The sequence below is a fragment of the Kitasatospora sp. NPDC090091 genome (assembly GCF_044747365.1).
Classification (GTDB): domain Bacteria; phylum Actinomycetota; class Actinomycetes; order Streptomycetales; family Streptomycetaceae; genus Kitasatospora.
This window is the reverse complement of record NZ_JBIVDY010000012.1, coordinates 110,079-135,642: the sequence shown is the minus strand read 5'-3', so window position 1 is coordinate 135,642 and position 25,564 is coordinate 110,079. Positions and strand designations below refer to the sequence as shown.

At 74.1% G+C, this 25,564-nt stretch carries 27 protein-coding genes; 12 read left to right on the top strand and 15 right to left on the bottom strand.

The genetic code is table 11. The features are described from left to right. The first annotated feature begins 66 nt into the window (after positions 1-66). A complete protein-coding gene (locus ACIPSC_RS21985; RefSeq protein WP_400827686.1) occupies positions 67-846 on the top strand; it encodes an NAD(P)H-dependent oxidoreductase in 780 nt (259 codons plus the stop codon). Between the two features lie 178 nt (positions 847-1,024). On the opposite strand, the gene ACIPSC_RS21980 is transcribed toward ACIPSC_RS21985, so the two are convergent. The 4 genes from ACIPSC_RS21980 to ACIPSC_RS21965 all read right to left on the bottom strand — a co-directional run bounded on the left by ACIPSC_RS21980 (position 1,025) and on the right by ACIPSC_RS21965 (position 4,187). Continuing rightward, the gene (locus ACIPSC_RS21980) at positions 1,025-1,393 is read right to left on the bottom strand and encodes a hypothetical protein (RefSeq protein ID WP_400827685.1); all 369 of its coding nucleotides are present in this window, start codon (positions 1,391-1,393) and stop codon (positions 1,025-1,027) included. Positions 1,394-1,610: 217 nt separating this feature from the next. Then, positions 1,611-2,222, bottom strand: a complete 612-nt coding sequence (locus ACIPSC_RS21975; RefSeq protein WP_400827684.1) for a helix-turn-helix domain-containing protein — start codon at positions 2,220-2,222, stop codon at positions 1,611-1,613. Between the two features lie 113 nt (positions 2,223-2,335). Continuing rightward, the gene (locus ACIPSC_RS21970) at positions 2,336-2,803 is read right to left on the bottom strand and encodes a MarR family transcriptional regulator (protein ID WP_400827683.1); all 468 of its coding nucleotides are present in this window, start codon (positions 2,801-2,803) and stop codon (positions 2,336-2,338) included. Between the two features lie 70 nt (positions 2,804-2,873). After that, on the bottom strand, positions 2,874-4,187 hold the full coding sequence (locus ACIPSC_RS21965) for an SgcJ/EcaC family oxidoreductase (RefSeq protein WP_400827682.1): 1,314 nt from the start codon (positions 4,185-4,187) through the stop codon (positions 2,874-2,876). A 98-nt stretch (positions 4,188-4,285) separates the two neighbouring features. On the opposite strand from ACIPSC_RS21965, the gene ACIPSC_RS21960 reads away from it, so the two are divergent. Next, on the top strand, positions 4,286-4,816 hold the full coding sequence (locus ACIPSC_RS21960) for a MarR family winged helix-turn-helix transcriptional regulator (protein ID WP_400827681.1): 531 nt from the start codon (positions 4,286-4,288) through the stop codon (positions 4,814-4,816). 57 nt (positions 4,817-4,873) lie between these two features. Here the strand turns inward: ACIPSC_RS21960 and thpR are convergent, their stop codons facing one another. The 4 genes from thpR to ACIPSC_RS21940 form a co-directional block, all read right to left on the bottom strand. Then, positions 4,874-5,491: an RNA 2',3'-cyclic phosphodiesterase gene (gene thpR / locus ACIPSC_RS21955; protein ID WP_400827680.1), complete on the bottom strand. Its 618-nt coding sequence runs from the start codon at positions 5,489-5,491 to the stop codon at positions 4,874-4,876. Between the two features lie 249 nt (positions 5,492-5,740). Continuing rightward, on the bottom strand, positions 5,741-6,283 hold the full coding sequence (locus tag ACIPSC_RS21950; protein WP_400827678.1) for a GtrA family protein: 543 nt from the start codon (positions 6,281-6,283) through the stop codon (positions 5,741-5,743). A gap of 257 nt (positions 6,284-6,540) precedes the next feature. Next, positions 6,541-6,957, bottom strand: coding sequence for a hypothetical protein (locus tag ACIPSC_RS21945; protein WP_400827677.1), 417 nt, complete (start codon positions 6,955-6,957; stop codon positions 6,541-6,543). A gap of 149 nt (positions 6,958-7,106) precedes the next feature. Next, a complete protein-coding gene (locus ACIPSC_RS21940) occupies positions 7,107-8,288 on the bottom strand; it encodes an FAD-dependent monooxygenase (protein ID WP_400827676.1) in 1,182 nt (393 codons plus the stop codon). Positions 8,289-8,439: 151 nt separating this feature from the next. Between ACIPSC_RS21940 and ACIPSC_RS21935 the strand changes: the two genes are divergently transcribed. Next, positions 8,440-9,051: a TetR/AcrR family transcriptional regulator gene (locus ACIPSC_RS21935; protein ID WP_400827675.1), complete on the top strand. Its 612-nt coding sequence runs from the start codon at positions 8,440-8,442 to the stop codon at positions 9,049-9,051. A 94-nt stretch (positions 9,052-9,145) separates the two neighbouring features. On the opposite strand, the gene ACIPSC_RS21930 is transcribed toward ACIPSC_RS21935, so the two are convergent. After that, positions 9,146-10,174, bottom strand: coding sequence for a homoserine dehydrogenase (locus ACIPSC_RS21930; RefSeq protein WP_400827673.1), 1,029 nt, complete (start codon positions 10,172-10,174; stop codon positions 9,146-9,148). A gap of 330 nt (positions 10,175-10,504) precedes the next feature. Here ACIPSC_RS21930 and ACIPSC_RS21925 point away from each other — a divergent pair, with 330 nt between their 5' ends. The 4 genes from ACIPSC_RS21925 to ACIPSC_RS21910 all read left to right on the top strand — a co-directional run bounded on the left by ACIPSC_RS21925 (position 10,505) and on the right by ACIPSC_RS21910 (position 13,598). Beyond that, complete coding sequence (locus tag ACIPSC_RS21925) at positions 10,505-11,992, top strand: IPT/TIG domain-containing protein (protein ID WP_400827672.1); 1,488 nt, start codon at positions 10,505-10,507, stop codon at positions 11,990-11,992. Between the two features lie 198 nt (positions 11,993-12,190). Then, positions 12,191-12,445 carry a hypothetical protein gene (locus tag ACIPSC_RS21920; protein ID WP_400827670.1) on the top strand — a complete coding sequence of 85 codons (255 nt, stop codon included), beginning with the start codon at positions 12,191-12,193 and terminating at the stop codon, positions 12,443-12,445. Between the two features lie 419 nt (positions 12,446-12,864). Further along, a complete protein-coding gene (locus tag ACIPSC_RS21915; RefSeq protein ID WP_400827669.1) occupies positions 12,865-13,020 on the top strand; it encodes a DUF6131 family protein in 156 nt (51 codons plus the stop codon). A 116-nt stretch (positions 13,021-13,136) separates the two neighbouring features. Further along, positions 13,137-13,598: a helix-turn-helix domain-containing protein gene (locus ACIPSC_RS21910; RefSeq protein ID WP_400827667.1), complete on the top strand. Its 462-nt coding sequence runs from the start codon at positions 13,137-13,139 to the stop codon at positions 13,596-13,598. A 49-nt stretch (positions 13,599-13,647) separates the two neighbouring features. Here the strand turns inward: ACIPSC_RS21910 and ACIPSC_RS21905 are convergent, their stop codons facing one another. From ACIPSC_RS21905 to ACIPSC_RS21890, 4 genes are all read right to left on the bottom strand, one after another. Beyond that, the gene (locus tag ACIPSC_RS21905; protein ID WP_400827666.1) at positions 13,648-14,250 is read right to left on the bottom strand and encodes a ClpP family protease; all 603 of its coding nucleotides are present in this window, start codon (positions 14,248-14,250) and stop codon (positions 13,648-13,650) included. 1 nt (position 14,251) lies between these two features. Beyond that, on the bottom strand, positions 14,252-14,890 hold the full coding sequence (locus ACIPSC_RS21900; RefSeq protein WP_400827665.1) for an ATP-dependent Clp protease proteolytic subunit: 639 nt from the start codon (positions 14,888-14,890) through the stop codon (positions 14,252-14,254). Positions 14,891-14,999: 109 nt separating this feature from the next. After that, positions 15,000-16,253, bottom strand: coding sequence for an FAD-dependent monooxygenase (locus ACIPSC_RS21895; protein WP_400827894.1), 1,254 nt, complete (start codon positions 16,251-16,253; stop codon positions 15,000-15,002). Between the two features lie 18 nt (positions 16,254-16,271). Further along, the gene (locus ACIPSC_RS21890) at positions 16,272-17,126 is read right to left on the bottom strand and encodes an alpha/beta fold hydrolase (protein ID WP_400827663.1); all 855 of its coding nucleotides are present in this window, start codon (positions 17,124-17,126) and stop codon (positions 16,272-16,274) included. Positions 17,127-17,204: 78 nt separating this feature from the next. Here ACIPSC_RS21890 and ACIPSC_RS21885 point away from each other — a divergent pair, with 78 nt between their 5' ends. From ACIPSC_RS21885 to ACIPSC_RS21875, 3 genes are all read left to right on the top strand, one after another. Next, positions 17,205-18,104 (top strand): helix-turn-helix domain-containing protein, encoded by a 900-nt coding sequence (locus tag ACIPSC_RS21885; RefSeq protein ID WP_400827662.1) that lies wholly within the window; start codon positions 17,205-17,207, stop codon positions 18,102-18,104. 66 nt (positions 18,105-18,170) lie between these two features. Then, positions 18,171-18,854 (top strand): hemerythrin domain-containing protein, encoded by a 684-nt coding sequence (locus ACIPSC_RS21880; RefSeq protein WP_400827661.1) that lies wholly within the window; start codon positions 18,171-18,173, stop codon positions 18,852-18,854. Positions 18,855-18,948: 94 nt separating this feature from the next. Next, positions 18,949-19,872, top strand: coding sequence for a TIGR03619 family F420-dependent LLM class oxidoreductase (locus ACIPSC_RS21875; protein ID WP_400827660.1), 924 nt, complete (start codon positions 18,949-18,951; stop codon positions 19,870-19,872). 59 nt (positions 19,873-19,931) lie between these two features. Here the strand turns inward: ACIPSC_RS21875 and ACIPSC_RS21870 are convergent, their stop codons facing one another. Beyond that, positions 19,932-23,372: a BTAD domain-containing putative transcriptional regulator gene (locus tag ACIPSC_RS21870; RefSeq protein ID WP_400827658.1), complete on the bottom strand. Its 3,441-nt coding sequence runs from the start codon at positions 23,370-23,372 to the stop codon at positions 19,932-19,934. Positions 23,373-23,647: 275 nt separating this feature from the next. Continuing rightward, positions 23,648-23,932: a hypothetical protein gene (locus tag ACIPSC_RS21865; protein ID WP_400827656.1), complete on the bottom strand. Its 285-nt coding sequence runs from the start codon at positions 23,930-23,932 to the stop codon at positions 23,648-23,650. Positions 23,933-24,191: 259 nt separating this feature from the next. On the opposite strand from ACIPSC_RS21865, the gene ACIPSC_RS21860 reads away from it, so the two are divergent. Together ACIPSC_RS21860 and ACIPSC_RS21855 are read left to right on the top strand one after the other, a co-directional pair. Beyond that, positions 24,192-24,776: an NUDIX hydrolase gene (locus tag ACIPSC_RS21860; RefSeq protein ID WP_400827655.1), complete on the top strand. Its 585-nt coding sequence runs from the start codon at positions 24,192-24,194 to the stop codon at positions 24,774-24,776. Beyond that, positions 24,773-25,465 (top strand): HAD family hydrolase, encoded by a 693-nt coding sequence (locus ACIPSC_RS21855; RefSeq protein WP_400827654.1) that lies wholly within the window; start codon positions 24,773-24,775, stop codon positions 25,463-25,465. The genes ACIPSC_RS21860 and ACIPSC_RS21855 overlap by 4 nt, the downstream gene beginning before the upstream one ends. Positions 25,466-25,564 lie beyond the last annotated feature (99 nt).

Genomic DNA, 25,564 nt, shown 5'->3' with positions numbered 1-25,564 from the left:
CGGCGCCCCTGAACGCCCGGCGCTGCGGCGGACAGGATCGAAGGCATCCGATCCGAAGGAGTTCTTGTGAAGACGCTGATCGTCCACGCCCACCCGGAGCCGAAGTCGCTCAACAGCTCGCTGAAGGACCTGGCGGTGTCCACGCTGGAGGGCGCCGGGCACGAGGTGCGGGTGAGTGATCTGTACGCCATGAACTGGAAGGCCGTCGTGGACGCCGCGGACTACGGCCCCCACGCCTCAAGCCCGTTGAAGGTGGCCCTGGACTCGGGCCGGGCCTTCGACGCCGGGGCGCTCACCCCGGACGTCCTCGCCGAGCAGGAGAAGCTGCTGTGGGCGGACACGATCATCTTCCAGTTCCCGCTGTGGTGGTACACGATGCCCGCGATCCTCAAGGGCTGGGTGGACCGGGTGTTCACCTACCGCTTCGCGTACGGCGTCGGTGAGCACAGCGACACCAAGTACGGCGAGCGTTTCGGTGAGGGAACCCTCGCGGGCCGCAGGGCCCTGCTGTCGGTGACCACCGGCGGCCCGGAGTCACACTACGCCGCTCGCGGGATCAACGGTCCCATCGACGATCTGCTGTTCCCGATCCACCACGGGGTCCTCTACTACCCGGGCATCGAGGTGCTGCCGCCGTTCGTGCTGTACGGCACCGACCGGATGACCGCCGAGGAGTACCCGGAGGTCGCCAAGGCCTGGGAGCAGCGCCTGCTCACCCTGGAGTCGACGGAGCCGATCGCGTTCCGGCGGCAGAACTTCGGTGACTACGAGCTCCCCTCGCTGCACCTGAAGGAGGGGCTGGAGCCCGCAGGCCGCACGGGCTTCGGGCTGCACGTCCGCGGCTGACCGGGAGCCGGCCCTCAACCCCTGCTCGTACGAGGCGGCCCGGGCGGCCCGTCCTGCCGGGTGGGCGGGGTCGGCGCCCAGGCCTCGCCCTGCGGACGACCGCCCCGACGGCAGATCAGCCGCGGGGCGTCGTCTCCCCGCCCACCTCCACGCGGCGTCGTCCACGTGAGTTTGACGTTCAACCTCCTGCACCCGGCGACTTCGCGAGTGAGATCCGAAGCCTGTCCAGCCAACGCTGACAGAACTCAGGTGCGATCGGTTCGAACAGCTCCGGGGTGGAAGCCTCGAAGAGGAACTGTGCGACGAGGTCTTCATGACCGTCTTCGATGTCGACTCCGTCGTGGAAGTGCACCGCCTGGGCCCAGGCGGTGAGTTCGGCGTATGTCACGAGGCTGCTGACTGCGTTGGCCAGGGCGACCTCGATGGCAGCGCGATCCACAACGGCATGGGCCGATGGATCCGCACTGCGCGCGGATCGCACAAGATCATCGAGCTTCCCACGCCAGCTGACGAGGTCTACGAGTACTGGGCTCGTGTTGGCATTCACGCGGTTCATTCTGCCTGACCAAAAGCGGCCCGGTGGCGCCGCTGTCATTCGGAAGTACGGCACCCGCAGCACGTGGTGGCGTGATCGCGTACGACGGTTGGGGTGTGCCGGCCCGGCCCGAGGCGCTGCGGCCGTTGATCGACCTGGTCAACGCCGGGGAGATGCATGAGCACGGCACTCGTGAGGAGATCGCCGTCGCAATCGCAGCAGAGGCCGGTCACCGGGAACGCCGGTGTCCAGGGCTTCCTGCTGATGCGTCCGATTCGCCGGTCGTACGGCCGTTGGATCCTGACGGTCCGGCGAGGGCGTGGGCGCGGTGTTTGGTGGGGGTGGTGCCGTAGGCCTCGCGGAAGGCGCGGGTGAAGGTGGTGTGGTTCGTGAAGCCCCAGTGGGCGGCGATCGCCTGGACGGGGCGGTGTCTCAGGCCGGGGCGGGCGAGGTCGGCGTGGCAGCGTTCCAGGCGTTGGCGGCGGATGGTGCCCGCGACGCCGGCGGGGCGGTCGCGGAAGAGGGTGTAGAGGGTGCGGAGCGAGATGTTGTGGTGGTCGGCGATCCTGCGGGGGGTCAGGTCGGGGTCGCCGAGGTTGTGTTCGACGAAGGTGTCGATCCGTCGGAGCATGGCCTGGGCGCGGGTCTCGGGCGGTGGCTCCTCGGCGGCCTCCAGGTGGTGGGCCAGGCAGGCGGTGGCGAGGTCGAGGGCGACCGCTCCCGTCCGGGCCAGTTCGGCGGGCTCGCAGTTCGTGCCGTGATCGACGAGGGTGCGCAGGAAGCCCGCGACGATCCGGTCGACCCGGTCGGACCGCAGCCGCGGGCAGGTCTGCTTGTCCATCGAACCTCCTGTTCGTAGCGAGGGCGGGCGAGAGCTCAGGGCCGGACCCGCCTCCTCGGCGGCATTCCGCCGAGGAGGCGGGGAGGGGGCACTGCCCGGGGCCTGTCGCCCGGTCAGGGCATCGTTCCGCCGGCGTTGCGGATCAGTCGGTGGAGCACCTTCAGCGTGGTGACGTAGTCGGCGTCGTCGATGCCCTCGTGGAGGGCGGCACGGATCGCGGGGGCGTTGCGCGCAAGGTCGACGCGGGCCTGCTCCCCCTCCTCGGTGAGCCACAGCCGGTCGTCCGCGTCCCGCCTCAGCCAGCCGCGCTCGACGAGCACCGCGGACTCGGCCGCCAGGTCGTCCTCGGGCCGGATGTAGGACCTCATGGCCTCCCGCAGCTCGGGCAGGGTCATCCCCTCGCCGTCGGGCGAGATGTCGTTCGCCGACAGGTTGCGCAGCAGCCAGAACTGCGGCTGGGTGTAGCCCTTCTCGGCCTGTCGGGCCCGGGTGAAGGCGATCAGTGCCTCGTAGGCGACGCCGGTCCAGTAGGCGGCGGGCTGGCCGGCGAGTTCGGTATCGGTCATCTGGCGGGTGGTCATGGGACTGTCCCCTCGTGGTTCTTCCGGCTCGGCGGCCGTACGGCGGGCGGTGCGGGTCGTCGGCGGGTCGTCAGTCGACCGCGACGGTGTTCTGGGCGGCGCCGACGCGCCAGGTGCCGTCCTCCTCCTTGACCAGGATGTAGAACGGGCGGCCCTCGGGCCGGTCGGCGATCCGGGTGCCGTCGAGGTGCACCGGCTGCTGGCGGACGTTCACCGCGGCGACGTCGGGCCGCAGGAACAGCACCCGCTCGACGTCGTAGACGGCGGTGGACTCGGCCGCCGCGCCGGGCAGCACCTTGCGGGTGAAGGCGGCGATCTCCTCGAAGCCCGACAGCCGCTTGCCGTGGCCGGTGGTCCACACCGGGTCCTCCTGGCGGAAGACGCCCAGGAACCGGTCGACGAGCTCGTTCTGCTGGGCGTGCTCGACCTCGGCGACCAGCCGGCGGATCGCGGCCACCTCGGCGTCGGTCTCCGGGCCGTCGGGGGCGCCGAACACCTCGACCGGCCGGTACGAGCCCGACACCAGCTCGGCCACCGCGCCCGGCCGCTCCGGGCGCCAGCCGAGGACGGTGCGGGCGGCGGCGCCGCTGACGCTCTGGTCGAGGGCGAGCGCGTCCGCGAAGAGCGGGCCGAAGACCTCGGCGGCCTGCTCCACCGGCACCGCGCGCGGGGCGGCGAGCACACCGGCTGCGCGGCCGGCGGCCCGGGCGAGGTCACGGACCGGGACGGCCGACTCGCCGACGCCGTGCCAGACGGTGCCGGCCTCGGCCCGCTCGGCGGCGGCCACGAACAGCTCGGCCAGGTCGTCCACGTGGACGGTCGACCAGCGCACGCCCTCCTCGCCGTAGTACTCGGGCGCCCCCTGCGTGCGGGCCCGGTCGACCAGGATGGCGGGGATGCCGCCGCCGCGGCCGTACACGATGCCGGGCCGCACGACGACCGCGCGCACGCCCTCGGCGGCCTCGGCCAGCACCCGCTGCTCGATCCGCGGGCGGTAGCCGACGATGTCGACCGGGTCGGTCGGCGCCTGCTCGCCGACCTCCTGGGCCTCGCCGGTGGCGCCGAGCACCCAGATGCCGCTGGTGTAGACGAAGGGGCGGCCGGTGCCGCGCAGCGGTGCGGCGAGTGCCTCGACGACGGCGGTGTCGACGTCGACGTCGCCGCTCGGGGGCGCCAGGTGGATCACGGCCTCGATGTCGGGGGTGACCACGCCGGCCAGCGAGGCCGGGTCGGCGGTGTCGCCGACCAGCTGGGCGTGCCAGCCGCGGCCGGACTGCGGCTCGGCGCTACGGGTGAGCGCGACGACCTGGTGGCCGGCGGCGGCGAGGTGGTCGGTGACGGCGGAGCCGATGTAGCCGGTGGCGCCGGTGAGCAGAACCTTCATGACGTGCCCCCTATGTCGAACATTTCGATGTCGAAACTATAGGCATCGTCGATCGGCGATGTCAAACACTTCCATGTCGAAATGTTAGACTCCGGGGCATGACCGAACAGCAGCCGCAACAGGACGGCGTCGACCGCATCACCGCACAGTGGCGCGCGGTCCGCCCCGACCTGGACACCTCCCCCATGGCCGTGATCGGCCGCCTCTCCCGCGCCTCGCGCCTGCTGGAGCGCGGGATCAAGGAGAACCTGACCGTCCACGGCGTCGAACCCTGGGAGTTCGACGTCCTGGCCACCCTGCTGCGCTCCGGCCCGCCGCACGTCCTCACCGCCGGCGAGCTCAGCTCGGCCGCGATGGTCAGCTCCGCGGCACTCACCAACCGCATCGACCACCTCGTGGAGAAGGGCCTGGTCGAACGGGCCGTCGACCCCGCCCACCGCCGCCGGGTGCTGATCTCCCTGACCGACACCGGCCGGGAACTGACCAACCGCCTCGTCGAACACCACCTCGCCGGCGAGGAGCGCCAGCTCGCCGGGCTCACCCCCGCCGAACGCGATCAGCTCACCGGCCTGCTGCGCCGCGTCCTGCTCACCCTCGGCGACCGGACCGAGGACCCCGCCCCGCGGTAGCCGGCCGGGCCGGGCCGTGGCCGGGCGCGCCGGGCCGCTCCCGGCGGGCCGGGCCGGCTACGGCGCGGTGGGAGCGCCGTCGCCCCCGGTCCGGACGGCGGCGCCGAACCGCCACGCCTCGATGTCGCGATAGCGGATCGGCCCGGGGCCGCGGCCGGTGTTGCTGCCGACCAGGTGGAGACGTTCGGTCCACCACCGCCGGCCCACGAAAGCGCCGAGCCCGGCCGCGGCCTGCGGCACGCTGACGGAATCGTCGCGGCGGGCCCGGGCCAGGGTCAGGTGGGGGCGCAGCGGGCGCTCCCGGAAGTCGATCCCGCAGGACCTGACCAGCTCCCGGACGTCGGTGGCGAGCGCGTGCAGTCCCTCCAGGTCGCCGTCGATCCCGCTCCACAGCAGTCGCTCGTCGAAGTGGCCGCCGCCTCGCAGGCCCAGTTGCAGGGCGGGGCGCGAGGCCGCCGCGCCGGCCAGCGCCGACCGCAGCAACGGTACTGCGGTGGAGGGCAGTTCGCCGAGGAAGGCCAGGGTGATGTGCCAGTCCTCGATCCGGTTCCAGCGCAGCCGCGGGTACGCGGCGTAGGCGGGCTGCAGGGCCCGGGCCAGTTCGTCCTTGGCGTCGTCGGGCGGTGCCAGTGCCACGAAGACACGCAGGGTCGAGGGCTCGGGGGGAACGTCCACGAGGGGCGAGGTTAGCCGAGGGCGGGTCGCCTGCGCCCGGCCGGGGCCCGGCCGGGGCCCGCGCAAGTGGGCGCACTGCCGCCTCGCCGATGTCGTGATCCACCGTCTGGAGCGCCGGGTGGAACGGGGCGGGACGGCTGCGGCGCAGGCCGCCGGGCGGATCGAGCGCATCCGGCGGTCCGCCCGCCTTCCCGGAGGCGCTTCCGGCGGGTGATCCCCCCGTTCCGGCAGCGGCGCCCGGTGGAGCGGTCAGGCGGCGCGGCAGAGCTCGGCCGGGACGACCGGGGCGGCCGGGGCGGAGGTGCGGGCCACGGGTACGTGCACGGGACGGACGGCGGCCACGCGCTGCGCGCGGGTGCCGGTGCGGGTGCGGGTGCGGGCGAAGACGACGAGGCGCAGCACCGCGAACCGTGCAACGCCGGCCAGCGCGGAGGCCGACAGGTAGACGACCTGTTCGAGCACCGCACCCGGCGTCTGCGTCGACTGCCGGAGGACGAGCATCGCCACGCAGGTCACCACGTAGGCGGCGGCCGCGGAGGCGGCCGACTGCGCGTGCTGGCGCCAGGTCGCGCGCCCGCCGGCGCCGAAGGTGAAGCGGGCGTGCAGCTCGGTGGCGAGGAGCGTGGTGACCACGGTGACCAGGGCGTTGGCCAGGGCCCAGGGAATCCGGGAGGCGAGGACCGCGACGGCAAAGCTGGAGGCGAGGCCCACTGCGCCGCCGCACAGCACGAAGCGGGCAAAGGCGGCGACGGCGCCGGGTTCCGCCTGCTTCCGGCTCTGCGTTGTCGGCATCGTGCTTCTCCTGCGCTTCTGCTCTGCGTTTCTGACGAAGCAAAAGCTACGTTGCTTTCCACAATTAGGCAACAAGAGCGATGTCGAGAAGAGCCATAACAGCAGCTAGTTGGCGTGAAATCGTTGCAGCAGCCTTGGATCTAACGCAACGACAGCCATCGGCGTCATTGCAATGGATTGAGGGTGGACGCTCGACGGCTGCGCCCGGCGGCGACTCCGGGGCCGGGGAAGGCGCCGGGGCCGCCGGGCGGGTGCGGTCAGGCGGCCGGCGCCGGGGCGGGGGTCGCCGAGGTCGGCCGGCTCGGGGCGGGAGCTGCGTCGGGCCGGGCGGTCGCCGCCGGTGCCGGCGCCTTCGCCGCGGCCGGGGAGGCCGTCGAGCGCATCATCAACTCTGCGCTCTGCCGCGCCTGTTCCACCTGCGGGGTGACGGCCGCCGCGGGCTGCTCCACGGCCGGGCTGCCCAGGGCCCGTGGGAGCGCGGCGGATTCCGGCCGGGCGCTCAGGACGTGACTGGCGGCCTCGTCAAGGCTGACGGCACGCTGCAGGCGGGTGGCCAGCCGGCCGGCCTCCCGCCCGAGGGAGGCGACGTCGTTCCAGCTGAGCGTGAGGACGACGCGGAGTTCGGCGTTCCCGTCCGGCAGGGCGCGGAGGGGCGGTACGGACAGATCGTTCACGGGACCATCCCAGGGTTCGGTGCGGACGACCGGTGCGGCCGGTGCGGCCGCGCGTTCACAGGGATAGAGGGAGGATCCGGCGAACCATCCCGCCGCTTTGCACAACTTTTACCTTCGGGCGGACGATCTCCCGGGCCGCCCCGGGGGGCTCAGGCCGGTGCGCCGAGGGCCGGGGGCTGCCAGTCGTACGTCGGGGCGGAGCGGCCGAGCAGGGTTCGGGCCGGGAGGAGGCCGGCGAGGGTGAGGGCGGTGGTGCGCAGGAAGGTGGCGGCGGGGGTGCGGAGGGCGACGAGGTCGCCGATGCGGCGGGATCCGGTGACGACGGCGGTGGCGCGCGGCAGGCGGGCGGCGGTGTAGGCGGGGAGTGCGGCGGCCGGGTCCGCGGACGGGGTCAGCGGGGCGGCGAGGACGACGGCGTCCTCGATCGCCTGGCAGGCGCCCTGGCCCTGGAAGGGGCACATCGCGTGGGCGGCGTCGCCGAGGAGGGCGACCCGGCCGTGGTGGTAGGCCGGCAGCGGGTCGGCGAGCTCCCAGACGTCGTGGCGCAGGACGCGTTCGGGTTCGGCGAGCGCGAGGAGCTCGGGCACGGGCGCGCACCAGGTGCCGTACCTGCGCAGGAGTTCGGCCTTCTCGTCGCCGTCGGCCGCGCGGGCACCGGCCGGGGCGAGGGCCGCGCCGTACACGTAGACCCGGCCGTCCGCGAGCGGGACGACGCCGGCGAGCCGCCCGCGTCCCCAGATCTCGCCGACGGCTTCCGGCCGGCGGGCGGGGGACACGACGGTGCGCCAGGTGGAGAAGCCGCTGTAGCGGGGGCCGGGGTGCTGCGGGAAGAGCAGGCCGCGGGTGGCGGACCGGATGCCGTCGGCGGCGACCACCAGCGCGGCGGACCGCTCACCGTCGGGAGTCCGGACGACGGCCGGTTCGGTGGCGCTCCCCGGGGCGACGAGGGCCGCGGGCGAGTCGGTGCGGACGGTGCCGCCGGGGAGGGCGTCGACCAGGGCGGCGATGACGTCGGCGCGGGCGACGGCGGCGATGGTGTCGCCGAAGCAGGCCTCGAAGGTGGCCGTGTCGGTGCGGGCGAGCCAGCGGCCGGAGGGGTGGCGCAGGCCGACGGCGGGGTGCGGGGCGGCGAGGGCGCGCAGGCGTTCGCCGACGCCGAGCCGGTCGAGGGCGCGCAGGGCGTTGGGGGCGAGGGCGAGCCCGGCCCCGACGGGTTCGAGCGAGGCGGCGCGCTCGTGGACGGTCACGGGGACGCCCTGCCGGTGGAGGGCGAGGGCGGCGGCGAGCCCGCCGATGCCGCCGCCGATGACGATCGCCTGATGGACGCCCATGGGTGAGCCCCTCTCCTGACACTACGGCTGTAGTGAGCACTGCCTGCACCGTACTACAGATGTAGTCGCGATGGACTACTGTTGTAGTGAAGAGGGGGTTCGGGCTCGCCCCGACTCGGAATCCCCGAAGAGGAAGGCCATGATCGGACCCATGACACCCCCGCGCCCGACCCTGATCGCCGACGCCGCCATCGCCCTGATCGCCGAACGCGGCCTGCGCGGGCTGACCCACCGTGCCGTGGACCAGGAGGCCGGACTGCCCGCCGGCTCGACCTCCAACCTCGCCCGGACCAGGGCCGCCCTGCTCGACCTCGCCCTCACCCGCATCGTCGAGCAGGAGACCCGGGACCACCCCGTCCTCACCGGCGAGCCCCCGGCCGGCACCGGTACCGCCGCCCCGCCCGCCGACGCCTCACCGCGGGACCTGCTCGCCCGGGCCGGTGCCGCGCTGCTGCACCAGGCACTCACCACCGGACGCACGCTCACCCTGGCCCGTCTCGAACTCGCCCTGGAGGCCACCCGCCGGCCCGAACTGCGGGCCGGCTACGACCGGTTGGGCGCCCGCTTCACCGCCGTCGCCGCCACCCTGCTGGCACAGTGCGGCTCCACCGACCCGGCGGCCGACGCCCGACGACTGATCCGCTGGTACGACGGGGTGCTGTTCAACTCCACGGCAGGGAGCGGGCACGGCCACACGCCGACGCCGGAGGAACTGCACGGCGAGACGACGCGCTACCTGGCCGCGCTGCTCGACCGGGACTGAGCGGCAGGGACTGAGCCGCCGGGGCGGAGCGGCCGGGGCCGAGCGGCCGCCGCACCGGGCGGGCAGACCCGCCCGCCCCGGACGTGCGCGGCCGTCAGCCGAAGCCGAAGCGGCCGGCCGTCGTCACGTCGAGGGTGTCCTTGAGCATCGCCAGGGCCGCACCGACCGGGCTCGACCGGCCGCCGCTCACGGTGATGTCCCCCGCCTCCGGGCAGCCGTAGACGACAGCTTTCTCCGGCCCGGCCAGCGCGTGCAGCGGATCCCCCGGAGCGGTCTCCTCCAGCCCGACGCGGACCACCAGGGGCTCGTCCGCGTTCGCGCTCGCCACCGCCCGCAGCCTGTTCCCCCGGGCGGCCGCGGCCAGCGCCGCCGGGCCGGTGCGCCCGTCCACCGGCTCCGTCCGCACCTGCACGGCCGACGGCTCCCACCCCCACAGCAGGGCGGCCAGCAGCCGCACCTTGGTGGCCGCGTCCTCCCCGGAGAGGTCCGCCGACGGGTCCGCCTCGGCGATGCCCCGCCGCTGCGCCTCGCCGACCGCCTCCTCCAGGCGCTCCCCCGCCGCGAGCCGGTCGAGGACGAAGGTCGCGGTCCCGTTGGGGCACGCCCGCACCGATCGGCACCCGAGGCCGCGGACGCCCGACCGCGCCAGGTCGGCCGTCGGCAGCGCGGCGCCGGTGGCCCCGGAGATCCGGATCAGGCTGCGCCCGGCCTGCGCGGCCTCGTCGAGTGCGGACCAGTGGGTGAGCAGGTGGCCCTTGGCCGCCGTGACGACGTGGACCCCGCGGCGCAGGGCCAGGACCGCCTCCTCGGCGGCCTGGCGCCGCACCGCCGGCGAGGAGGGCAGCGCCTGGACCAGCACGCGCGCGCTGCTGCGGTCGAGGCTCTCCTCCAGCGCCACCGGCGGCCCCCAGGCCGGGCGCGGCGGTACCGGGCCGCCCGGGTGCGGCAGGCAGTGCGCGGAGCCGGTCCGGACGGCGCCGAGCCGCAGCCGGACGCCGTGACGGCGGGCGAGTTCACCGCCACGTGTCCGCAGCAGGTCGGCATAGGCCCGGCCGACCGGGCCGTAGCCCGACAGCACCACCGCGACGTCCTCCGGTGGACTCGGCACGGCGGCGGGTGTCATGGCGGGGCGTCTCCTTCTTCGGGCTGTGCGCACCCGTCGACGGGCGAACCACCGGCCGGGTCGGGCGCGGGACGGGAATGACGTGTCGTCAGCGGACGATCGTACGCGCCCCGTTCGGGGTCGCCCCGAGCGGCCCCGCGGCGGCCCCGCGTCTCCACGCCCTCGCCCGCGGGCGGCCGAGAGACGGCCGACGGGAGGCCCTTAGCCCGATCACCTGATTCGGGACGCCCCGGGGCCGACCTGCCCTCAGGCGCCCGCACCGGGAAATAGATTGAATGCGACCCATCCTGCTCGTTCGACGACCGAGCGAACACCCGAGGAGTGATCATCATGACGGAAGACCCGAACGCACTGCCGCCCGGCGTCACCATGACCCTGGCCGCGATCGCGGCGACCGGGGCGGTCCCGCGCCCGTCCGGGGAGGCCCTGGCGGTGCAGAAGCAGCGCATCCTCGACGGCATCGTCCAGCAGCTGTCCGACAGATCCCTGGCGACCCAGGGCAACTGGCAGCTCGCCTGGCTCGGCCTGAGCCCGGACAACGCCAACATGGCGTACATCGCGAAGGAGACCACCGGCTCGAACCAGTTCGCCGTGGTCGTCCGTGGGACGGTCGGCAACGAGATCGACACGATGGAGGACCTCGACGTCGGCACGGTGGTCCCGTTCACGGTGGGCGGGCAGTCGGTCTCCGTCTCGAAGGGTGCCATGACGGCGTTCACCCAGGTCGTCGCCATGACCGACGAGTCCTCGGAGGCCGGCCCCGGCCTCGTGCAGGCGCTCGCGGCCCTGCTGAAGCCGGCCCCGGGAGCGACGGTCTACGTGGTCGGCCACAGCCTGGGCGGCTGCATCGCGACGATGCTCGCGCTGTACCTGCAGGCCCAGACCTGGAACGACTCGCCGCAGTTCGCGGTGAGCACGTTCGCCGCCCCCACCGCCGGTCTGCAGGACTTCGCCAACCTCTTCAACTCGGTGAAGTGGGCCGTGTACCAGGGCTACGTCAACAAGTACGACATCGTGCCGCTGGCCTGGGCCAGTCTCGACACCGCCACCGGCTGGTACCCCACCCCCGGCCCGGCCGCGACGCCGGCCGTCAAGGACATCCTCATCCCCGGCATCAAGGGCCTCAGCGGGCCCAACCAGTACGTCCAGCCGACCACCACCGCCCCCACCCTGAACCCGGACTACAAGGCCTACAACCCCAAGGTGGTCAAGAGCTCGACCGAGGACTTCCTGGCCCAGATCGGCTTCCAGCACGCCAACCCGACCTACCTGAAGCTGCTGAACTCCCCCGTCCCGGCCCCCGCGCCGGTGGTGGACAGCATCAGCCCCCGTGTCGGCGCCCCGGGCACGCAGATCACCATCACCGGCAGCGGCTTCGACTCGGAGAGCATGGTCGACTTCGGCACCGTCCCGGGCGTGCCGCCCAACTTCGTCAGCGACACCCAGCTCACCGCGATCGCGCCGGCAGGGGTCGGTGTCGTCGACGTCCGGGTCACCAACAACCTGGGCACCTCCCCGGCCGTCCCGCTCGGGCAGTTCGCCTACGGCGGCCCGGAACCCGTGGTGGTCACCGGCATCGTCCCGGACAACGGGAAGCTCGGCGCCACCGTCACCATCAACGGCGTGGGCTTCAACGGCACGCCCACCGTGTACTTCGGCAACCGCACCGCGACCGCCACCCCCGTCTCGCCGACCCAGATCAAGGCGACGGTGCCGCTGCCGGACCCCCTCCAGCCCAAGACCGTCGACGTCCGCGTACGGGTGAACGGCTACCTCTCCCCCACCGCTCCGGTCGACGAGTTCACCCACACCGGCTGATCCGGAGGCCGACGGCCGTCCCGTGCGTCCGGTGCGTCCGGTGCGTCCGGTGCGTCCGGTGCGTCCGGTGCGTCCGGTGCCGGGACCCTGATCGCCGCCGGCCGTTGTGCATCTGTCGGACAGTCACATCCGTTGCTACAGTTTCTCCACATCGTGTTCGATTCTCGTGCCATCCGCCAAAGAATGTGGAGAACAGTCATGGGTTCGCTTCCCCGCCGCATCGCCGCCGTCACCCTCACCACGGCGGCCCTGCTCGGCGTCGCAGGTGCCGCCACCGGCGCTTCGGCCACCACGATCAGGTACTTCAAGGCCTCCGGCGTCAACCCGGGCGTCGCCGCCTCCCATGCCTGGGCCGCCGCGCACGCCGCGGGCTTCACCAACGACCAGTGCAGCCAGGAGAGCGACATGATCGTGCCCGGCTACTGGCAGGTCGTCGTCACCTGCGTGCGCTGACCGGACATCCCGCGCCCGGCCCGGCGGACCGGCCCACCGACAGCCGCCGGGCACACGGCCGGGCGCGGATCCGGGCGTGAGCGGGTGCCCCGTCGCGGCCGGCCGCGGGCACCCTGCCGTGCGGCCGGACGGCCCGCGGGGACGCCGGAGAGGCGCCGGCGGGCCGGCCCGGCACCGGGGCTGTGCGTACCGGTGGGCGCCCGGGCCCACGGCGAACATTCGAACATCCGGCTTCCGTGCCCCGCCGGGCCAGTTTGCCGGGACCGTCCCGCGGTATACGCAGCCATGCGCAGCGCATGCGCAGCAATCCGCGGGTTGGGGACCGGGTGCCCGTGCCGGCCGGCTACGGGGATCCGGTCCGGTTCGAGTCCTCGGGCCACCTCCCGCCCCGCGGCCCCGCCGTCCCAGGGAGGACAGTCGTGATCATTCTCGGAGTCATTCTGCTCATCATCGGCTTCGTCGCCGGGATCTCGATCCTGTGGACCATCGGCATCATCCTCGCCCTCATCGGCCTCGTGCTGTGGATCGCCGGCCTCATGGGCCGGGAGGTCGGCGGACGCCGCCACTACTACTGACCGCGGGGCGACCCGGGTGAAGCCGCGCGGCAGGGGACGACGACCCGCCACGCGGCTTCACCCAGGGCAGAACGCCGCTCCCTTCCGCTTGGACGTGGGATCTCTAGGCTGAGGGGGTGAGCACTCATGCGACGAACGAAGCCCGCGTCATCCCCCTGCGCCCGCACGCCTCGCCGCCCGGTTCCGGCGGGGCGGTCCGTGCCCCTCAGGAGGCGGCGGGCGCCCCGCGGACACCCGCGTCGCGGGAGCCGCTGTGGCGCGACGTCGTCGGCGATGTGCTGCGGCGCGAGCGGCTGGCCCAGGAGCGCACGCTGAAGGACGTCGCGGAGGCGGCCCGGATCTCGATGCCGTACCTGTCGGAGCTGGAGCGCGGGCGCAAGGAGGCCTCCTCCGAGGTGCTCGCGGCCGCCGCCCGGGCGCTCGGGCTCGGCCTCTCCGACCTGCTCTCGCTCGCGCAGGACGAGCTGTCCCGCTACGCCGCGATCCGGCACACCGCGAGCCGGGTGGGCGGGAGCCGGACGGGACGGGGCCGCGTGTCGCCCACGGCGCGGTACGACGGCCTCTGCCTCGCGTCCTGACCGGCCCGCCGGCCCTCGGCCGCGGCCGAGGGCCGCGGCCGCCGCGGGGTCAGACGAACGCGAGCCGTCGGCTCAGCACCTCGTCGGCGAGGCCGTAGGCGACGGCCTCCTCGGCGGTGAGCACCTTCTCCCGGTCCATGTCCGCACGCAGCGTCGCCACGTCGTGGTGCGTGTGCCGGGAGAGGACCTCCTCCACCTGCGAGCGGATGCGGACCATCTCCTTCGCCGCGAGGCTGAGGTCGGAGACCGTCCCCTGCCGGCCGCCGCTGGCCGGCTGGCCGAGCAGCACCCGTGCGTGCTGGAGCACGAACCGCCGCCCGGGGTCCCCGCCGGCCAGCAGCACCGCCGCCGTGGACGCCGCCTGACCGACGCAGAACGTGGAGATCGGCGCCTGGACGAACGTCATCGTGTCGTAGATCGCCATCAGCGAGGTGAACGATCCGCCGGGCGAGTTGAGGTAGATCGAGATCTCGCGCTCGGGGTTCTCCGACTCCAGGTGCAGGAGCTGCGCGATGACCACGTTGGCGACCCCGTCGTCGATCTCGGTGCCGAGGAAGATGATCCGCTCGTTCAGCAGCCGGCTGAAGACGTCGTAGGACCGCTCGCCGTGTGCGGTCCGCTCGATGACGTAGGGAACCGTGTACGAGCCCATGTCACAGCCCCATCCGTCGGCGGGACGCGGCCGGGCGGATGTCGGTGACCGACTCCACCACCCGGTCCACGATCCCGTACTCCCTGGCCTGTTCGGCCGTGAACCAGCGGTCCCGGTCGCCGTCGCGCGCGATCGTCTCCTCGCTCTGCCCGGTGTGCTCGGCGGTGATCCGTTCGATGGCCTTCTTGGTGAACTGGAGGTTCTCGGCCTGGATCTCGATATCCGCGGCGGTGCCGCCGATGCCCGCGGAGGGCTGGTGCATCATGATCCGCGCGTTCGGCAGTGCGAACCGCTTGCCGGGCGTCCCGACGGTGAGCAGGAACTGGCCCATGCTGGCGGCGAACCCCATGGCCAGCGTCGAGACGTCGTTCGGGATGAGCCGCATGGTGTCGTAGATGGCCAGCCCCGCGGTGACCGACCCGCCGGGGCTGTTGATGTACAGGCTGATGTCGGTGCGCGGGTCCTCGGCCGAGAGCAGCAGCAGCTGCGCGCAGATCCGGTTGGCCGACACGTCGTCGACCTGGGTGCCGAGGAGGACGATCCGCTGTCCGAGCAGCTGGGCCGCGAGGTGGTCGTCGAAGCGGCTGGGCGGGGTGTCGCCCTCCTCCGCGCGGAGCGGGGGCGTGGTGCGTGGAGTCATCTGGTCTCCTCGTCGGGGCGTGGATGCCGTCTCCTCCACTCTTGACCTCGGCGGGCCCCCGGATGCGGCTTCTCTGCCCGCCGCAGATTCGCCACGGGCAGAGGGGTTGTCAGCTCTCCTCGTGGTCGGGCGTCTTGTCGTGCCTGTACGGCCGCGCTCCGGGGCGGACCGGGTAGTCGTCGACGGTCATCGAGTCGTGGAGGCGGGCGCTCCTGGTGGTCAGGCGGAGGAGGGCGCGGCCGGGCCCCGCGGGCAGGGCGGAGATCAGGCGGGCGCCCTGGGCCAGTGCCCGCACGCCGAGGCGTGAGGTGGGGACGAGGGTCTTCGCCGCGCTGAGCGCGGCCGCGCGGCTGCCGCTCACGTACGGCGCCATCGTGCGCTCGTAGGCGGGGAAGGCGCGCTCGTGGTCGCCGTCCGCCCGCGCCAACTCCCCGGCGAGGACGTAGGCGCCGACGACGGCCAGGCTGGTGCTGCCTCCGACGGCCGGGCCGGGGCAGTAGCCCGCGTCGCCCACGAGCGTCACCCTGCCCTGCGACCAGGTGTCCATGCGGAGCTGGGTGATCGAGTCGAAGTAGAACGCCGGGGTGCGGTCGAGCTCGTCCAGCCAGCGGTCCACATCGGGGTGCATGCCGCCGAACGCCCCGCGCAGCAGCTCCTTCTGCCGGGGCATGTCGTGGTGGTCGTAGTCGAGCTCGCGCTCGCTGCGGAACAGGAACAACGCCCGCGCGTCGCCGAGGTGCCGCGCGCCGTACATGCCGGCGGTTCGGCCGACGCCGACGTGCATGAGGAGTTCGCCGTCGAGCCCGGGGGCGTTCGGCAGGGACAGCACCCCGAGGTGGGCCCCGATGAAGGTGCTGAAGCGGGACTCGTCGCCGAAGACGAGGCGGCGCACGGTGGAGTGCAGCCCGTCCGCGCCGACGACGAGGTCGAAGCGGCGCGGCGCGGCGTTCTCGAACCGCACTTCGCCGTCGGGCGAGATCGCGGTGATCGAGTCGCCGAAGAGGTACTCGACGTCGTCGCGGGCGGCGTCGTAGTAGATTCCGCTCAGGTCGTCGCGCATGATCTCGACGTGCCGCTCGGAGGCGACACCGAAGATCTTGGAGAGGTCCACCCGGACGGGACGCCGCGTGTTCTCCTGGTGGACGGTCATCCGGTGGGTGCCGGTGGCCCGCTCCTCGATGTGCGGGAGCACTCCCATGCTCTCCGAGATGTTCACCGCGGGCCGGAACAGGTCGACCGCGTGGCCGCCGGTCCGGCGCAGGGTCGGCGCGCGCTCCACGACGGTGACCGCGAAGCCGTGCCTGGTGAGCCAGTAGGCCAGCACCGGGCCGGCGACGCCTGCGCCGGAGACGAGGATCCGCATGGCGCTCCTGCTCATCGTTCAGTCCACCCGGCCGGTGTGGATCGTGGTGAAGGCCAGCAGGGAAGCGGCGGTCCGCACGGGGTCCTCCAGGAGGGGTGAGTGTCCGAGCCCGGGCAGCAGCTCGACCTGCGCGCCCGCAACGGCGCGGTAGTCGGCGGCGGACGAGGAGCGCCACCTGCGGTCGTCCTCGCCGAAGACCACCAGTAGCGGCTTGCCGAGGGCCGCCAGCCGGTCCGGGAGCGGCTGCTGCTCCAGGTAGTCGCGGGCGGCCTGCATCGTTGCGGCGAGCGTGTGGGGGGTCATCCGGCGCACATCGTCCAGGATCTCCGGCGGGATCCGGTAGCCCGCCCGGCTGAAGGCGGTGCTCGCCGACCGGCGGATCTCCTCGTCGGTGGGCGGCCATTGCGACAGTGCGCCGGCGCCGGACGGCGGTGGGACGAAGGCGTCCAGACCGGGGCCGGTGTTGACGAGCGCGAGCGCGGTCACCAGGTCGGGTCGCTGCTCGGCGAGGGCGGTGGCGACCACGCCGCCGCTGGAGTGGCCGACGACCACGGCCTGCCCGACGCCGAGCCGGTCCAGCACCGCGCCGGCCCGGCGCGCCTGGTCCGGGAGCGCGTAGCTGCGGTCGGCGGGTTTGGCCGAACGGCCGTGCCCGAGCAGGTCGATCCGGACCACGTGGTGGGATCCGGTCAGCAGCGGGACCATCGGGTCCCACGAGCGGGTCGAGGATGCGGACCCGTGGACGAGCAGGAGGGCGGGGGCGTCGCGGGGGCCGTCCTGGCACACGTGGATGTCGCCGTCGTCCAGCGGCAGCGTCGAACTCTCGGAGGCCTCGGCGCCGTTCACGTACGGTCCGCCGTCGGAAGCAGTCATGGGCCCACTGTCACCGACGGACCCTGCCGACGGATTGGACGAATGTTCCCCTGAAGCGTGCTCATCTAGCATGGGAGCGTGCGGACTTTCAGGCACGGTGCGGCCGAGTGGGGCGTTGCGTGCCCGCAACGGCCCAGCAGGGTGGCCGGACTCGCCATGGCCGGGTTCCGGGTCCACGACCTGGAGGCGCTCCGGATGGTCCCGCACCCGGCCGTGACGCTGCTCCTCGAATTCGGCGCCGGCCCGACCGTCCTCGACTGTGCCGCCGGGCGGCAGGAGCGGGGAAGCGTCGTCGCCGCGCCCGGGTTCGGCTCCGGGGGCGAGGTCCGGGCGCGGGGAGAGAACGTCGAGTGCGTGCAGGTGCGCCTGTCCCCGGTGATCGCCCGCGCGGTGCTGGGCGCCTCCCCCGCCGACCTCGACGGCGGCGTCGTGTCCCTGGACGACCTGTGGGGTCGGGAGGCGGCCCGGTTCCGCGAGCAACTGGGCGAGGCCGCCTCGTGGCGGGACCGCTTCGCGTTGACGGACGCGCTGCTCGCCCGCCGGTTCGAGGCCGGGCCGCCGGTGGACCCGGAGGTGGCCCGGGCCTGGCACCGGATCGTCGACAGCCGTGGCCTGGCCCGGGTGGACGAGCTCGCGGCCGAGGTCGGATGGAGCCGCAAGCGCCTGTGGTCCCGGTTCCGGTCGCAGCTCGGCGTGCCGCCCAAGCGCGCGGTGAAGCTGGTCCGCTTCGACCACGCCGCCCACCGCCTGGTCGCCGGTGAAGGCGCGGCCCGCGTCGCGGCCGACGCCGGCTACGCCGACCAGTCCCACCTGCACCGGGACGTCATGGCGTTCACCGGGGCCACCCCCGCGACCGTGGCCGGCGAGCCGTTCCTCGCCGTCGACGACATCGCCTGGCCCGGGCGCGGAACACCCGCCGAACCCCGTGCTTCCGGGAACCTCCCGCCCGGGCTCCGCCCGCTCTCGGGCCGGCGGTGAGGCGGCCGGGGGGTGGGGCAAGTCGGGTGCAAGTGCCCTGCAACCGGGCTCCGAAGACTGGGTGTCATGACTTCGAGCAACACGTCCCTCTCCCCCGTCCACCCCTACACCCGCGAGATGGCGATGATCCACCAGGTGTTCCGCCGCGAGTCGCGCCTGCTGGCCGAACTCGTCCAGGACGCGCAGCCCGGCGACACCGCCCGTTCCCGGGTCCTCGCCGAGCACTGGCGGCTGTACGCCGTCGGTCTGCACGCCCACCACACCGGCGAGGACGAGATGCTCTGGCCGGTGCTGCTGCCCCACCTGGACCTCGACGCGGAGCAGGTCCTGGCGATGGAGGCGCAGCACCGCGAGCTGGACGAGGGGATCGCCGCGGTCCAGGCGGTCATGGACCGGTGGCAGGTGCAGGCCCTGCGCGAGGACCGGGACGAGCTCGTCGAGGCGCTGCGCCGGCACCACCGGCAGCTGTGCGCCCACCTCGACGAGGAGGAGCGGGAGGTGATGCCGCTGGTCGCGCTCCACGTGAACGAGAAGCAGTGGCACGCGGTGGGTGAGCGGGGTCTGGCCGAGACGCCGCGGAACCGGCTGATGATCGCGCTGGGCGCGATCCTGGAGGACACCTCGCCCGAGGAGCGCCGGGAGTTCCTCGGCCGGCTGCCTCTCCCGGCCCGGGTGCTGTGGAGGCTGCTGGGGCAGCGGCAGTACCGCCGTGAGACCGACCGGATCCGCGGCCGGCGCACCGACGCCTGACGTGCCGTCGCCCTGCGACGCCCCCTCCCCGAAGCCCGACCGCGGGTGCCCGCCGCCGGGTGCCCGTACCGTACCGATCGAGGAACTCCCACCGATGCGCATCGGATTCTCCGTCCCCCAGTTCGGCCCGTTCGCCGATCCCGGCCGCAGTGCCGCGATGTGCGCGGCGCTGGAGGCGCTGGGCTGCCACAGTCTCTGGGTGGCCGACCGGCTCCTGGCCCCGCTCGCCCCGCCCGACGGCTACCCCGGCGGGAAGCCGATGCCCGTCCGGTACGCCACTCACCTCGACCCGCTGCTCGCCCTGGGTGTGGCGGCCACGGCCACGGAGCGGGTGCGGCTGGGCAGCAGCACGCTCAATGCGCTGTGGCAGCCGCCCCTCGTGCTCGCCCGGGCGCTGACGACCCTCGACCTGATCAGCCGTGGGCGTCTGGACGTGGGCATCGGGCTGGGCTGGATGCGTGAGGAGTACGAGGCCGCCGGGGTGCCCTGGCAGGGGCGCGGCGCACGGCTGGAGGAGACCCTCGACGTCCTGGATGCGGTGTGGCGCTCCGATCCGGTGGTGCACACCGGCCGGCTGTGGACCGTCCCCGAGTCGACCGTGCTGCCCAAGCCCGTGCAGGGGCCGCGGCCGCCGATCCTGCTGGGCGGTTTCACCCCGCCCGCCCTGGAGCGGGTCGGCCGGCGCGCGGACGGCTGGCTCGGGGCCTCGATGCCGCTGCCGTACCTGGAGGGTCTCTGGGCGGTCGCGGTGGAGGCCGCCGAGCGGGCGGGGCGGGACCCGGCGGGGCTGCGCCGGGTGTTCCGGGTGAACCCCGAGGTCACGGCGGCGGAGGCGGATTCCTCGGAGGTCCACCAGCGCGGGACCGTGCGCCAGATCTGCGACCACCTGAGGGTGATGTGCGGGGCGGGGAGCGACGAGGTGCTGGTGGACCTCCAGTTGACGACGGATTCGCCCGGGGAGTTCCTCGACCTGGCGGCGGCGTTCATGGCGGAGCTGGCCGGGCCCGTCCCGGGCTGACCGGGCCGGGCACTCCGGCGGGCCCTCACCGTGCCGGCCGGCGCGGTGAGGGCCCCCGGCTACGCGGGCGCCGGCGGGAGCGCGTCCAGGGCCGTGCGCGCGGCGTCCGCCCAGTGGGGGGAGTCCCAGGCGGCCGCCACCTCGGCGGCTTGGAGGTAGTGCTGCCGGGCCTGTTCGGGGCGGTCCAGGAACCGGGCGAGGTCGCCCAGGTTCTGCGCGACGGGCCGGAAGACGAGGCTGAGGCTGCTCGCGCCGCCCGCCAGGGCGCGCAGGGGCAGCAGGTCCCGGTACACCTCGTCGGCGGCCGCCCGGTCGTCCAGGGCGATGGCGGCCCGGCCGCGCAGCCCGGCCAGGATGGAGTAGACGAAGTCGCGCCGGAGCGGCACGCGGCGGCCGAAGGCGTCCCGGGCGTCCTCGGTACGGCCCGCGGCCAGCAGCGCGAGAGCGGTCATGGCTTCGTTGAGCGGCTGGTACTGCTCCCACACCGCGAGGACCATCGGCAGCACCTCGTCCAGCCGGCCCTGCTGCAGCCGGATGCACCCGATGGCCAGCGCCGCCAGAGAGCTGAGGTCCACCGCTCCCCGTGCGCGCAGCTCCGCCACGGCCGACCCGAGGGCCTGCTCGGCGTCGTCGAAGCGGCCCTGGGCCATGGCGACCATGGCGCCGCGCAGTCTGGCCACCGCGAACGCGCCCTGGAGCTCGTAGGTGCGGGCGATCTCGTCCGCGCGGACGAGGCACCGCTCCATCTCCGCCGGGTCGTTGCGGCCGGCGGCGATCCGGGCGGCGGTGTAGCTCGTCATCCAGGAGTACTCGGGGCTGTCCTGGGCGGCGGCCACCTCGGCGAGTTCCCGGTGGAGCTCCAGGTAGGCGGCGGGCTCCAGTTCGCAGTCGACGCGGCGCAGCAGCGAGGAGAGCGTCAGGCCGTGCAGGCGGGGCTCGCCCACCGTCCGGGCGAGTTCGACGGCCTGGCGGGCCACGGCCACGGCGCGGGGGTCGGCGTCGTCGAGTGCGTCGGCCAGCTGGTCGAGGAGCAGGCACCGCTGCCGGTCGGCCAGGCCCGGGCTCTCCAGGAGCCTGCCGAGTTCCTCGACGGCCTCGGGATCGAACGCGGCGTAGGCGCGCACGCGCCAGGGCGTCGGTTCGGTCCATGCCGTGTAGGCGGCGGTCAGCAGGTCGTTGCGGCCTTCCGCGCGGGCCACGCCGACGGCCTGGAGTTGTGCCTCGCGGGCGGGTACGACGGCGCCCATCCGGATCCGGCAGTCCACCAGCTGGCCCAGCAGTGCGACCCGCAGCAGGGTGGCGTCCTGGCCGGCGAAGGCGGCCGGGTGGTCGGTGAGCAGGGCGAGGGCTGCGTTCAGGAGGGATTCGGCGTTCTGGGGGGCGTAGCGGCGCACCGCCTGTTCGCAGGCCAGCCGGGCGTGGTGGACGGCGGGGGCGGCGTCGGCGGTCACGACGGCGGCCGCCCGCAGGAGGTGGTGGGCCGTGGCGGCGACGTCGTCGGAGCCGAGGGCGATCAGGGACCTGCCGAGGCGGGAGTGCATCCGGGCCAGCCGCAGGCGGGTGAGGTCGCCCTCCAGGGCGTCCCGCACGAGGGCGTGGGTGAAGCGGACGGTGCCCGGGCGCGGTTCGGTGAGCAGTCCGGCGGTGACGCCGGCGTCCAGGGCGTCGAGGAGTTGTTCGGCGTCGCTGTCGGCCGCGTGGACGAGCAGGGCCACCGGGGCCTCGCGTCCGGCGACGGCCGCCAGCCGCAGCCCGGCGGTGACGGTCGGTGCGAGCAGGGCGAGGCGTCGCCGCAGCACGTCCTGGACGCCCTGCGGGACGCGGGCCAGTGCCTGCTGCTCGCCCTCGCCGGCCATCAGGAGCGAGCTCTCGCGCAGGTAGAAGGGGTTTCCGCCGGCGCGTTCGGCCAGGGCCACGGCGGCGTGGTCGCTCATGTCGGCCGCGCCGCGGCGCAGCAGTTCGACGGCCTGGGTGTCGGACAGTCCGCCGAGGGCGAGCCGGAGCGGCGAGCAGGCGGCCAGGCGTGCCAGGGCGCCGGTCAGGTCGCCGCCCTCGCCGGTGCGGTAGGAGCCCACCAGGAGCAGCGGGACGTCGCGCAGTTGCTCGGCGCAGAGCAGGTACAGCTCGATGCTCTCCTGGTCACCGCGGTGCAGGTCGTCCAGCACGATCGCCAGGGGGCGGCGAAGGGCGGTCTCGCGGAGCCAGCCGAGCAGCGCCTTGTGCAGTCGGAAGCGCCGGGCGGGGCTGCCGTCCGGCTGGCCGGTGTCGCTCGCGGTGCCGGGGGCCAGCAGCGGGGCGAGCTCATCGGTGTAGGGGCCGGGTGGTGCGGCCTGTGCCAGGGTGGGCAGCATGTCGAACCAGGCCCGGCCGGGCGGGGCGCCGTCGGTCTCCGGGCAGTGTCCGGTGCCGACCAGCCAGCCCTGTTCGGGCAGTTGGCGGACGGCGGCTTCCAGGAGGCTGGATTTGCCGATGCCGGCCTCGCCGGAGACCAGGACGACCTGCGCGCGGCCGGCCCGGGCCCGGTCGGCGGCGGCGGCGAGCCCGGCGAGTTCGTCGTCGCGGCCGAGGAGCCGGTCGGCCGTCAGGACCGTCGGCGTCCGGCTCCCGCTGCGGCTCCCGCTCGCGATGGTGGCGACGGTGGCGGCCGGGCCCCGTGTCGGTGCGAGGGCGGTGCCCGGCCCGGTCCGTGCGGCGGTCGCGGCGGGTGTTCCGGTCGCGGCCGGTGTTCCGGTCGCGCGGTGGAGCACGTCCAGGCGCTGGTGCAGCAGGGCCTGTTCCAGTTCCAGCAGGGCGGGCCCGGGCTCGACGCCGAGTTCCTCGCCGAGGACGTGCCGGGCACGGCGCAGCGCGGCCAGCGCGTCGCCCTGGCGGTCCCGGGCCCACAGGGCGAGGGCGAGCAGCCGCCAGCCCTCCTCGTGCAGCGGCTGTTCCCGGGTCAGCGTGCCGGCGTCGGCGAGGGCCTGGGCGGCCTGGCCGCAGCCCAGGCGTGCGGCCGCGAGGCGTTCGCGGGCGGTGCGGTGCACCTCTTCCAGGCGGGCGCGTTCGCCGGCGGTCCACGGCTCGTCCGAGAACTCGGCGTACGGCTGTCCGTCCCACGTGGCGAGTGCCTCGGCGAGGCCCTCGGCGGCGGCGTGGGCGGGCAGTTCCGCGGTGGAGCAGGCCGCGACCCGGTCCTCGAACACCCAGGCGTCCACCGCGTCCTGCCCGACGGCGAGGGCGTAGCCGTAGGGGGCGCTGACCAGCAGCCGCGCGGGTGTGCGCGGTGCCCGCTCCGGTTCGAGGACGCGCCGCAGACGGGCGATGTAGGCGTGGAGCGAGGTCTGTGCGCTGGAGGGGACGCGCTCCGGCCACAGCCGTTCGATGATCCGTTCCGTGGGCACGACCGCCCCGCGGGCAAGCAGTAGTTGGACCAGGACCATGCGGGCGAGCCGGCCGCCGGTGTCGACCGTGCGGCCGTCGACCTCGACCCGGAACGAGCCGAGCACCTTCAATACGATCATGACGGGGACATCGTAGACGGCTGCGCACCCCGCCCGGTGCCGCGGCGGGGTGCGCAGCCGTCAGTGGCAGCCCGGCCGGACGACGACTGCGTGGACGGCCGGTACGGGCGCGCTGGGCCCTCTCTTTCGGATCACGCCAGGCGGGCGCCGCCGGAGCACGCACCTCGCCGGTTTGTCGTCAGTCGCCGATGCTTCGCATGGACTCCCTCCTCCGCACCACCGATGCACGCACTCCAACGACGCCCGCTGATCCGACGTGATCCGAAAGAGAGGGCCTAGCCGGCAGCCACGACGGGCCCGGCCGTGACCTGGGGCGGGTTGGGGAGCAGGGCCGCGAGGTTGTCGCGGACGAAGTCCGCCGCCCTCCTGACCGACTCCTCGGCTCCGGCGCGGTCTTCGAAGACGCCGGTGGAGAGCATCACGCCGTCCCCGGCATCGACCCAGTAGTAGGCCTGGAACCCGGGGACCTCCCGCAGGAGGGGCACGAACCCCTCGGCCACTCGACGTCCCGCCTCGGCGGGATCGGTCACGCCTTCGTACCGCCGCACTACTGCGTACACACTGGTCTCCTCACTGGCCCCGAGGTCATCGTGCGGGACGACATACCCCCGCCGGGCGTCTGCGGTCCGCGACCCGTCCGGAAGACACCCGACAGCCGTATCGGTGCGAGCGTCCCGGCGCTCCCGGCGGGGCGGACGTTGCCACGGGTGGCGCGCGGTCCGGCCCCGGCGGAAATCCGGTACCTGGAGATCCACGGGCTGGGCTAGGTTCGGAAACCGCGGGCCGAGCGCCCGTACGGAGACGGAAACGGGGAGCAGCGTGAACGACACCGACACATCGAGGGAGCTCCGGACGGCCGCCGAGCTGTTATCGGCGTTCCGGCCGCGGAGCGAGAGGGAGGCCGCGGATCTCGCCCGCATCGTCCCGCTCGCCGCCGCCGGTGACCCTTATGCCCGTGAGCGGCCGCTGCACCTGACGGCGTCCGCGCTGATCGTGCACCCCGCCGGGCGGGAGGTGCTGCTGCGCTGGCACGAGCGTCAGCAGGACTGGCTGCAGGTCGGCGGGCACGGCGACCCGGGCGAGGAGTTCCCGGCACAGGTCGCGCTCCGCGAGGCCCGCGAGGAGAGCAGCCTGCCCGACCTCGCGTTCTGGCCGACCGCCCGGCTCCTGCACGTCGTGGTGCTGCCGGTGCCCGCGTCCGACCGCGAGCCCGCGCACGAGCACGCCGACCTGCGGTTCGTGCTCGCCACCCGCACCCCGGCCGAGGTCCGCCCGGAGCGGCCGTCCGCCCGGGTGCGCTGGCTGCCGATCGAGGAGGCCCGCGAGGCGGCGCGGGGCGAGGCGCTGAGGGAGTCGCTGGCCCGTGTGGCCGAACTGCTGGAGAACAAGGGTGAGGGTGAATGACAGTGACCGGTGACCAGGTGCTCGTGTTCGACGCCGACGACACGCTGTGGGAGAACAACGTGCTCTTCGAGCGCGTGATCGACGGCTTCCTCGACTGGGTGTCCGCCACCGCGGAGGACCGTCCGGCCGCGCGGGCGCTGCTGGACCGGGTGGAGGCGGCGAACGCGAAGACCCTCGGCTACGGCGCCGCGGTGTTCCGCCACAACCTCGCCGAGTCCCTGGAGCAGTGGCACCGGCGGACGCCGACCGCCGAGGACCGGGACCGGATCGACGAGCTGCTGCTGCCCCTGACGAGCCGGACGGTGGAGCTCATCCCGGGCGTCGCCGACACGCTGGCCCAGCTCGCCGGCCGGCACCGGCTGCTCATGCTCACCAAGGGCGACGAGGGCGAGCAGCGGCGCAAGGTCGAGGAGTCCTCGATCGCCCACCACTTCGACGGCATCCACATCGTGGCGGAGAAGGACGTCGACACCTACCGCCGGCTGGTGGCCGAGTCGTCGCTGCCCGCCGAGCGCACCTGGATGATCGGCAACTCGCCCAAGTCGGACATCATCCCGGCCCGCCGGGCGGGCCTGAACGCGGTCTTCATCCCGCACGAGCACACCTGGGTGCTGGAGCACGAGGAGTTCGGCGAGCACACCGCCACCCTGCAGCTGCCGGCCTTCACGGAGCTGCTGGCGCACTTCTGACCGGGGCCGTGCGCCTCCGGGCGTGGGGGCCCCCCGGGGGGCCCCCCCCGCGGGGGGGTATACGGGGGGTTCCGGGGGCCGCCTCAGCCGTGGCGGCCC

Coding starts and splice junctions, on each gene's coding strand:
- ACIPSC_RS21975 (WP_400827684.1), bottom strand. CDS start 2,222: ATGGACAAGCAGACCTGCCCGCGGCTGCGGTCCGACCGGGTCGACCGG.
- ACIPSC_RS21970 (WP_400827683.1), bottom strand. CDS start 2,803: ATGACCACCCGCCAGATGACCGATACCGAACTCGCCGGCCAGCCCGCC.
- ACIPSC_RS21965 (WP_400827682.1), bottom strand. CDS start 4,187: ATGAAGGTTCTGCTCACCGGCGCCACCGGCTACATCGGCTCCGCCGTC.
- ACIPSC_RS21960 (WP_400827681.1), top strand. CDS start 4,286: ATGACCGAACAGCAGCCGCAACAGGACGGCGTCGACCGCATCACCGCA.
- ACIPSC_RS21950 (WP_400827678.1), bottom strand. CDS start 6,283: ATGCCGACAACGCAGAGCCGGAAGCAGGCGGAACCCGGCGCCGTCGCC.
- ACIPSC_RS21940 (WP_400827676.1), bottom strand. CDS start 8,288: ATGGGCGTCCATCAGGCGATCGTCATCGGCGGCGGCATCGGCGGGCTC.
- ACIPSC_RS21935 (WP_400827675.1), top strand. CDS start 8,440: ATGACACCCCCGCGCCCGACCCTGATCGCCGACGCCGCCATCGCCCTG.
- ACIPSC_RS21930 (WP_400827673.1), bottom strand. CDS start 10,174: ATGACACCCGCCGCCGTGCCGAGTCCACCGGAGGACGTCGCGGTGGTG.
- ACIPSC_RS21925 (WP_400827672.1), top strand. CDS start 10,505: ATGACGGAAGACCCGAACGCACTGCCGCCCGGCGTCACCATGACCCTG.
- ACIPSC_RS21920 (WP_400827670.1), top strand. CDS start 12,191: ATGGGTTCGCTTCCCCGCCGCATCGCCGCCGTCACCCTCACCACGGCG.
- ACIPSC_RS21905 (WP_400827666.1), bottom strand. CDS start 14,250: ATGGGCTCGTACACGGTTCCCTACGTCATCGAGCGGACCGCACACGGC.
- ACIPSC_RS21900 (WP_400827665.1), bottom strand. CDS start 14,890: ATGACTCCACGCACCACGCCCCCGCTCCGCGCGGAGGAGGGCGACACC.
- ACIPSC_RS21895 (WP_400827894.1), bottom strand. CDS start 16,253: ATGCGGATCCTCGTCTCCGGCGCAGGCGTCGCCGGCCCGGTGCTGGCC.
- ACIPSC_RS21890 (WP_400827663.1), bottom strand. CDS start 17,126: ATGACTGCTTCCGACGGCGGACCGTACGTGAACGGCGCCGAGGCCTCC.
- ACIPSC_RS21880 (WP_400827661.1), top strand. CDS start 18,171: ATGACTTCGAGCAACACGTCCCTCTCCCCCGTCCACCCCTACACCCGC.
- ACIPSC_RS21875 (WP_400827660.1), top strand. CDS start 18,949: ATGCGCATCGGATTCTCCGTCCCCCAGTTCGGCCCGTTCGCCGATCCC.
- ACIPSC_RS21870 (WP_400827658.1), bottom strand. CDS start 23,372: ATGATCGTATTGAAGGTGCTCGGCTCGTTCCGGGTCGAGGTCGACGGC.
- ACIPSC_RS21855 (WP_400827654.1), top strand. CDS start 24,773: ATGACAGTGACCGGTGACCAGGTGCTCGTGTTCGACGCCGACGACACG.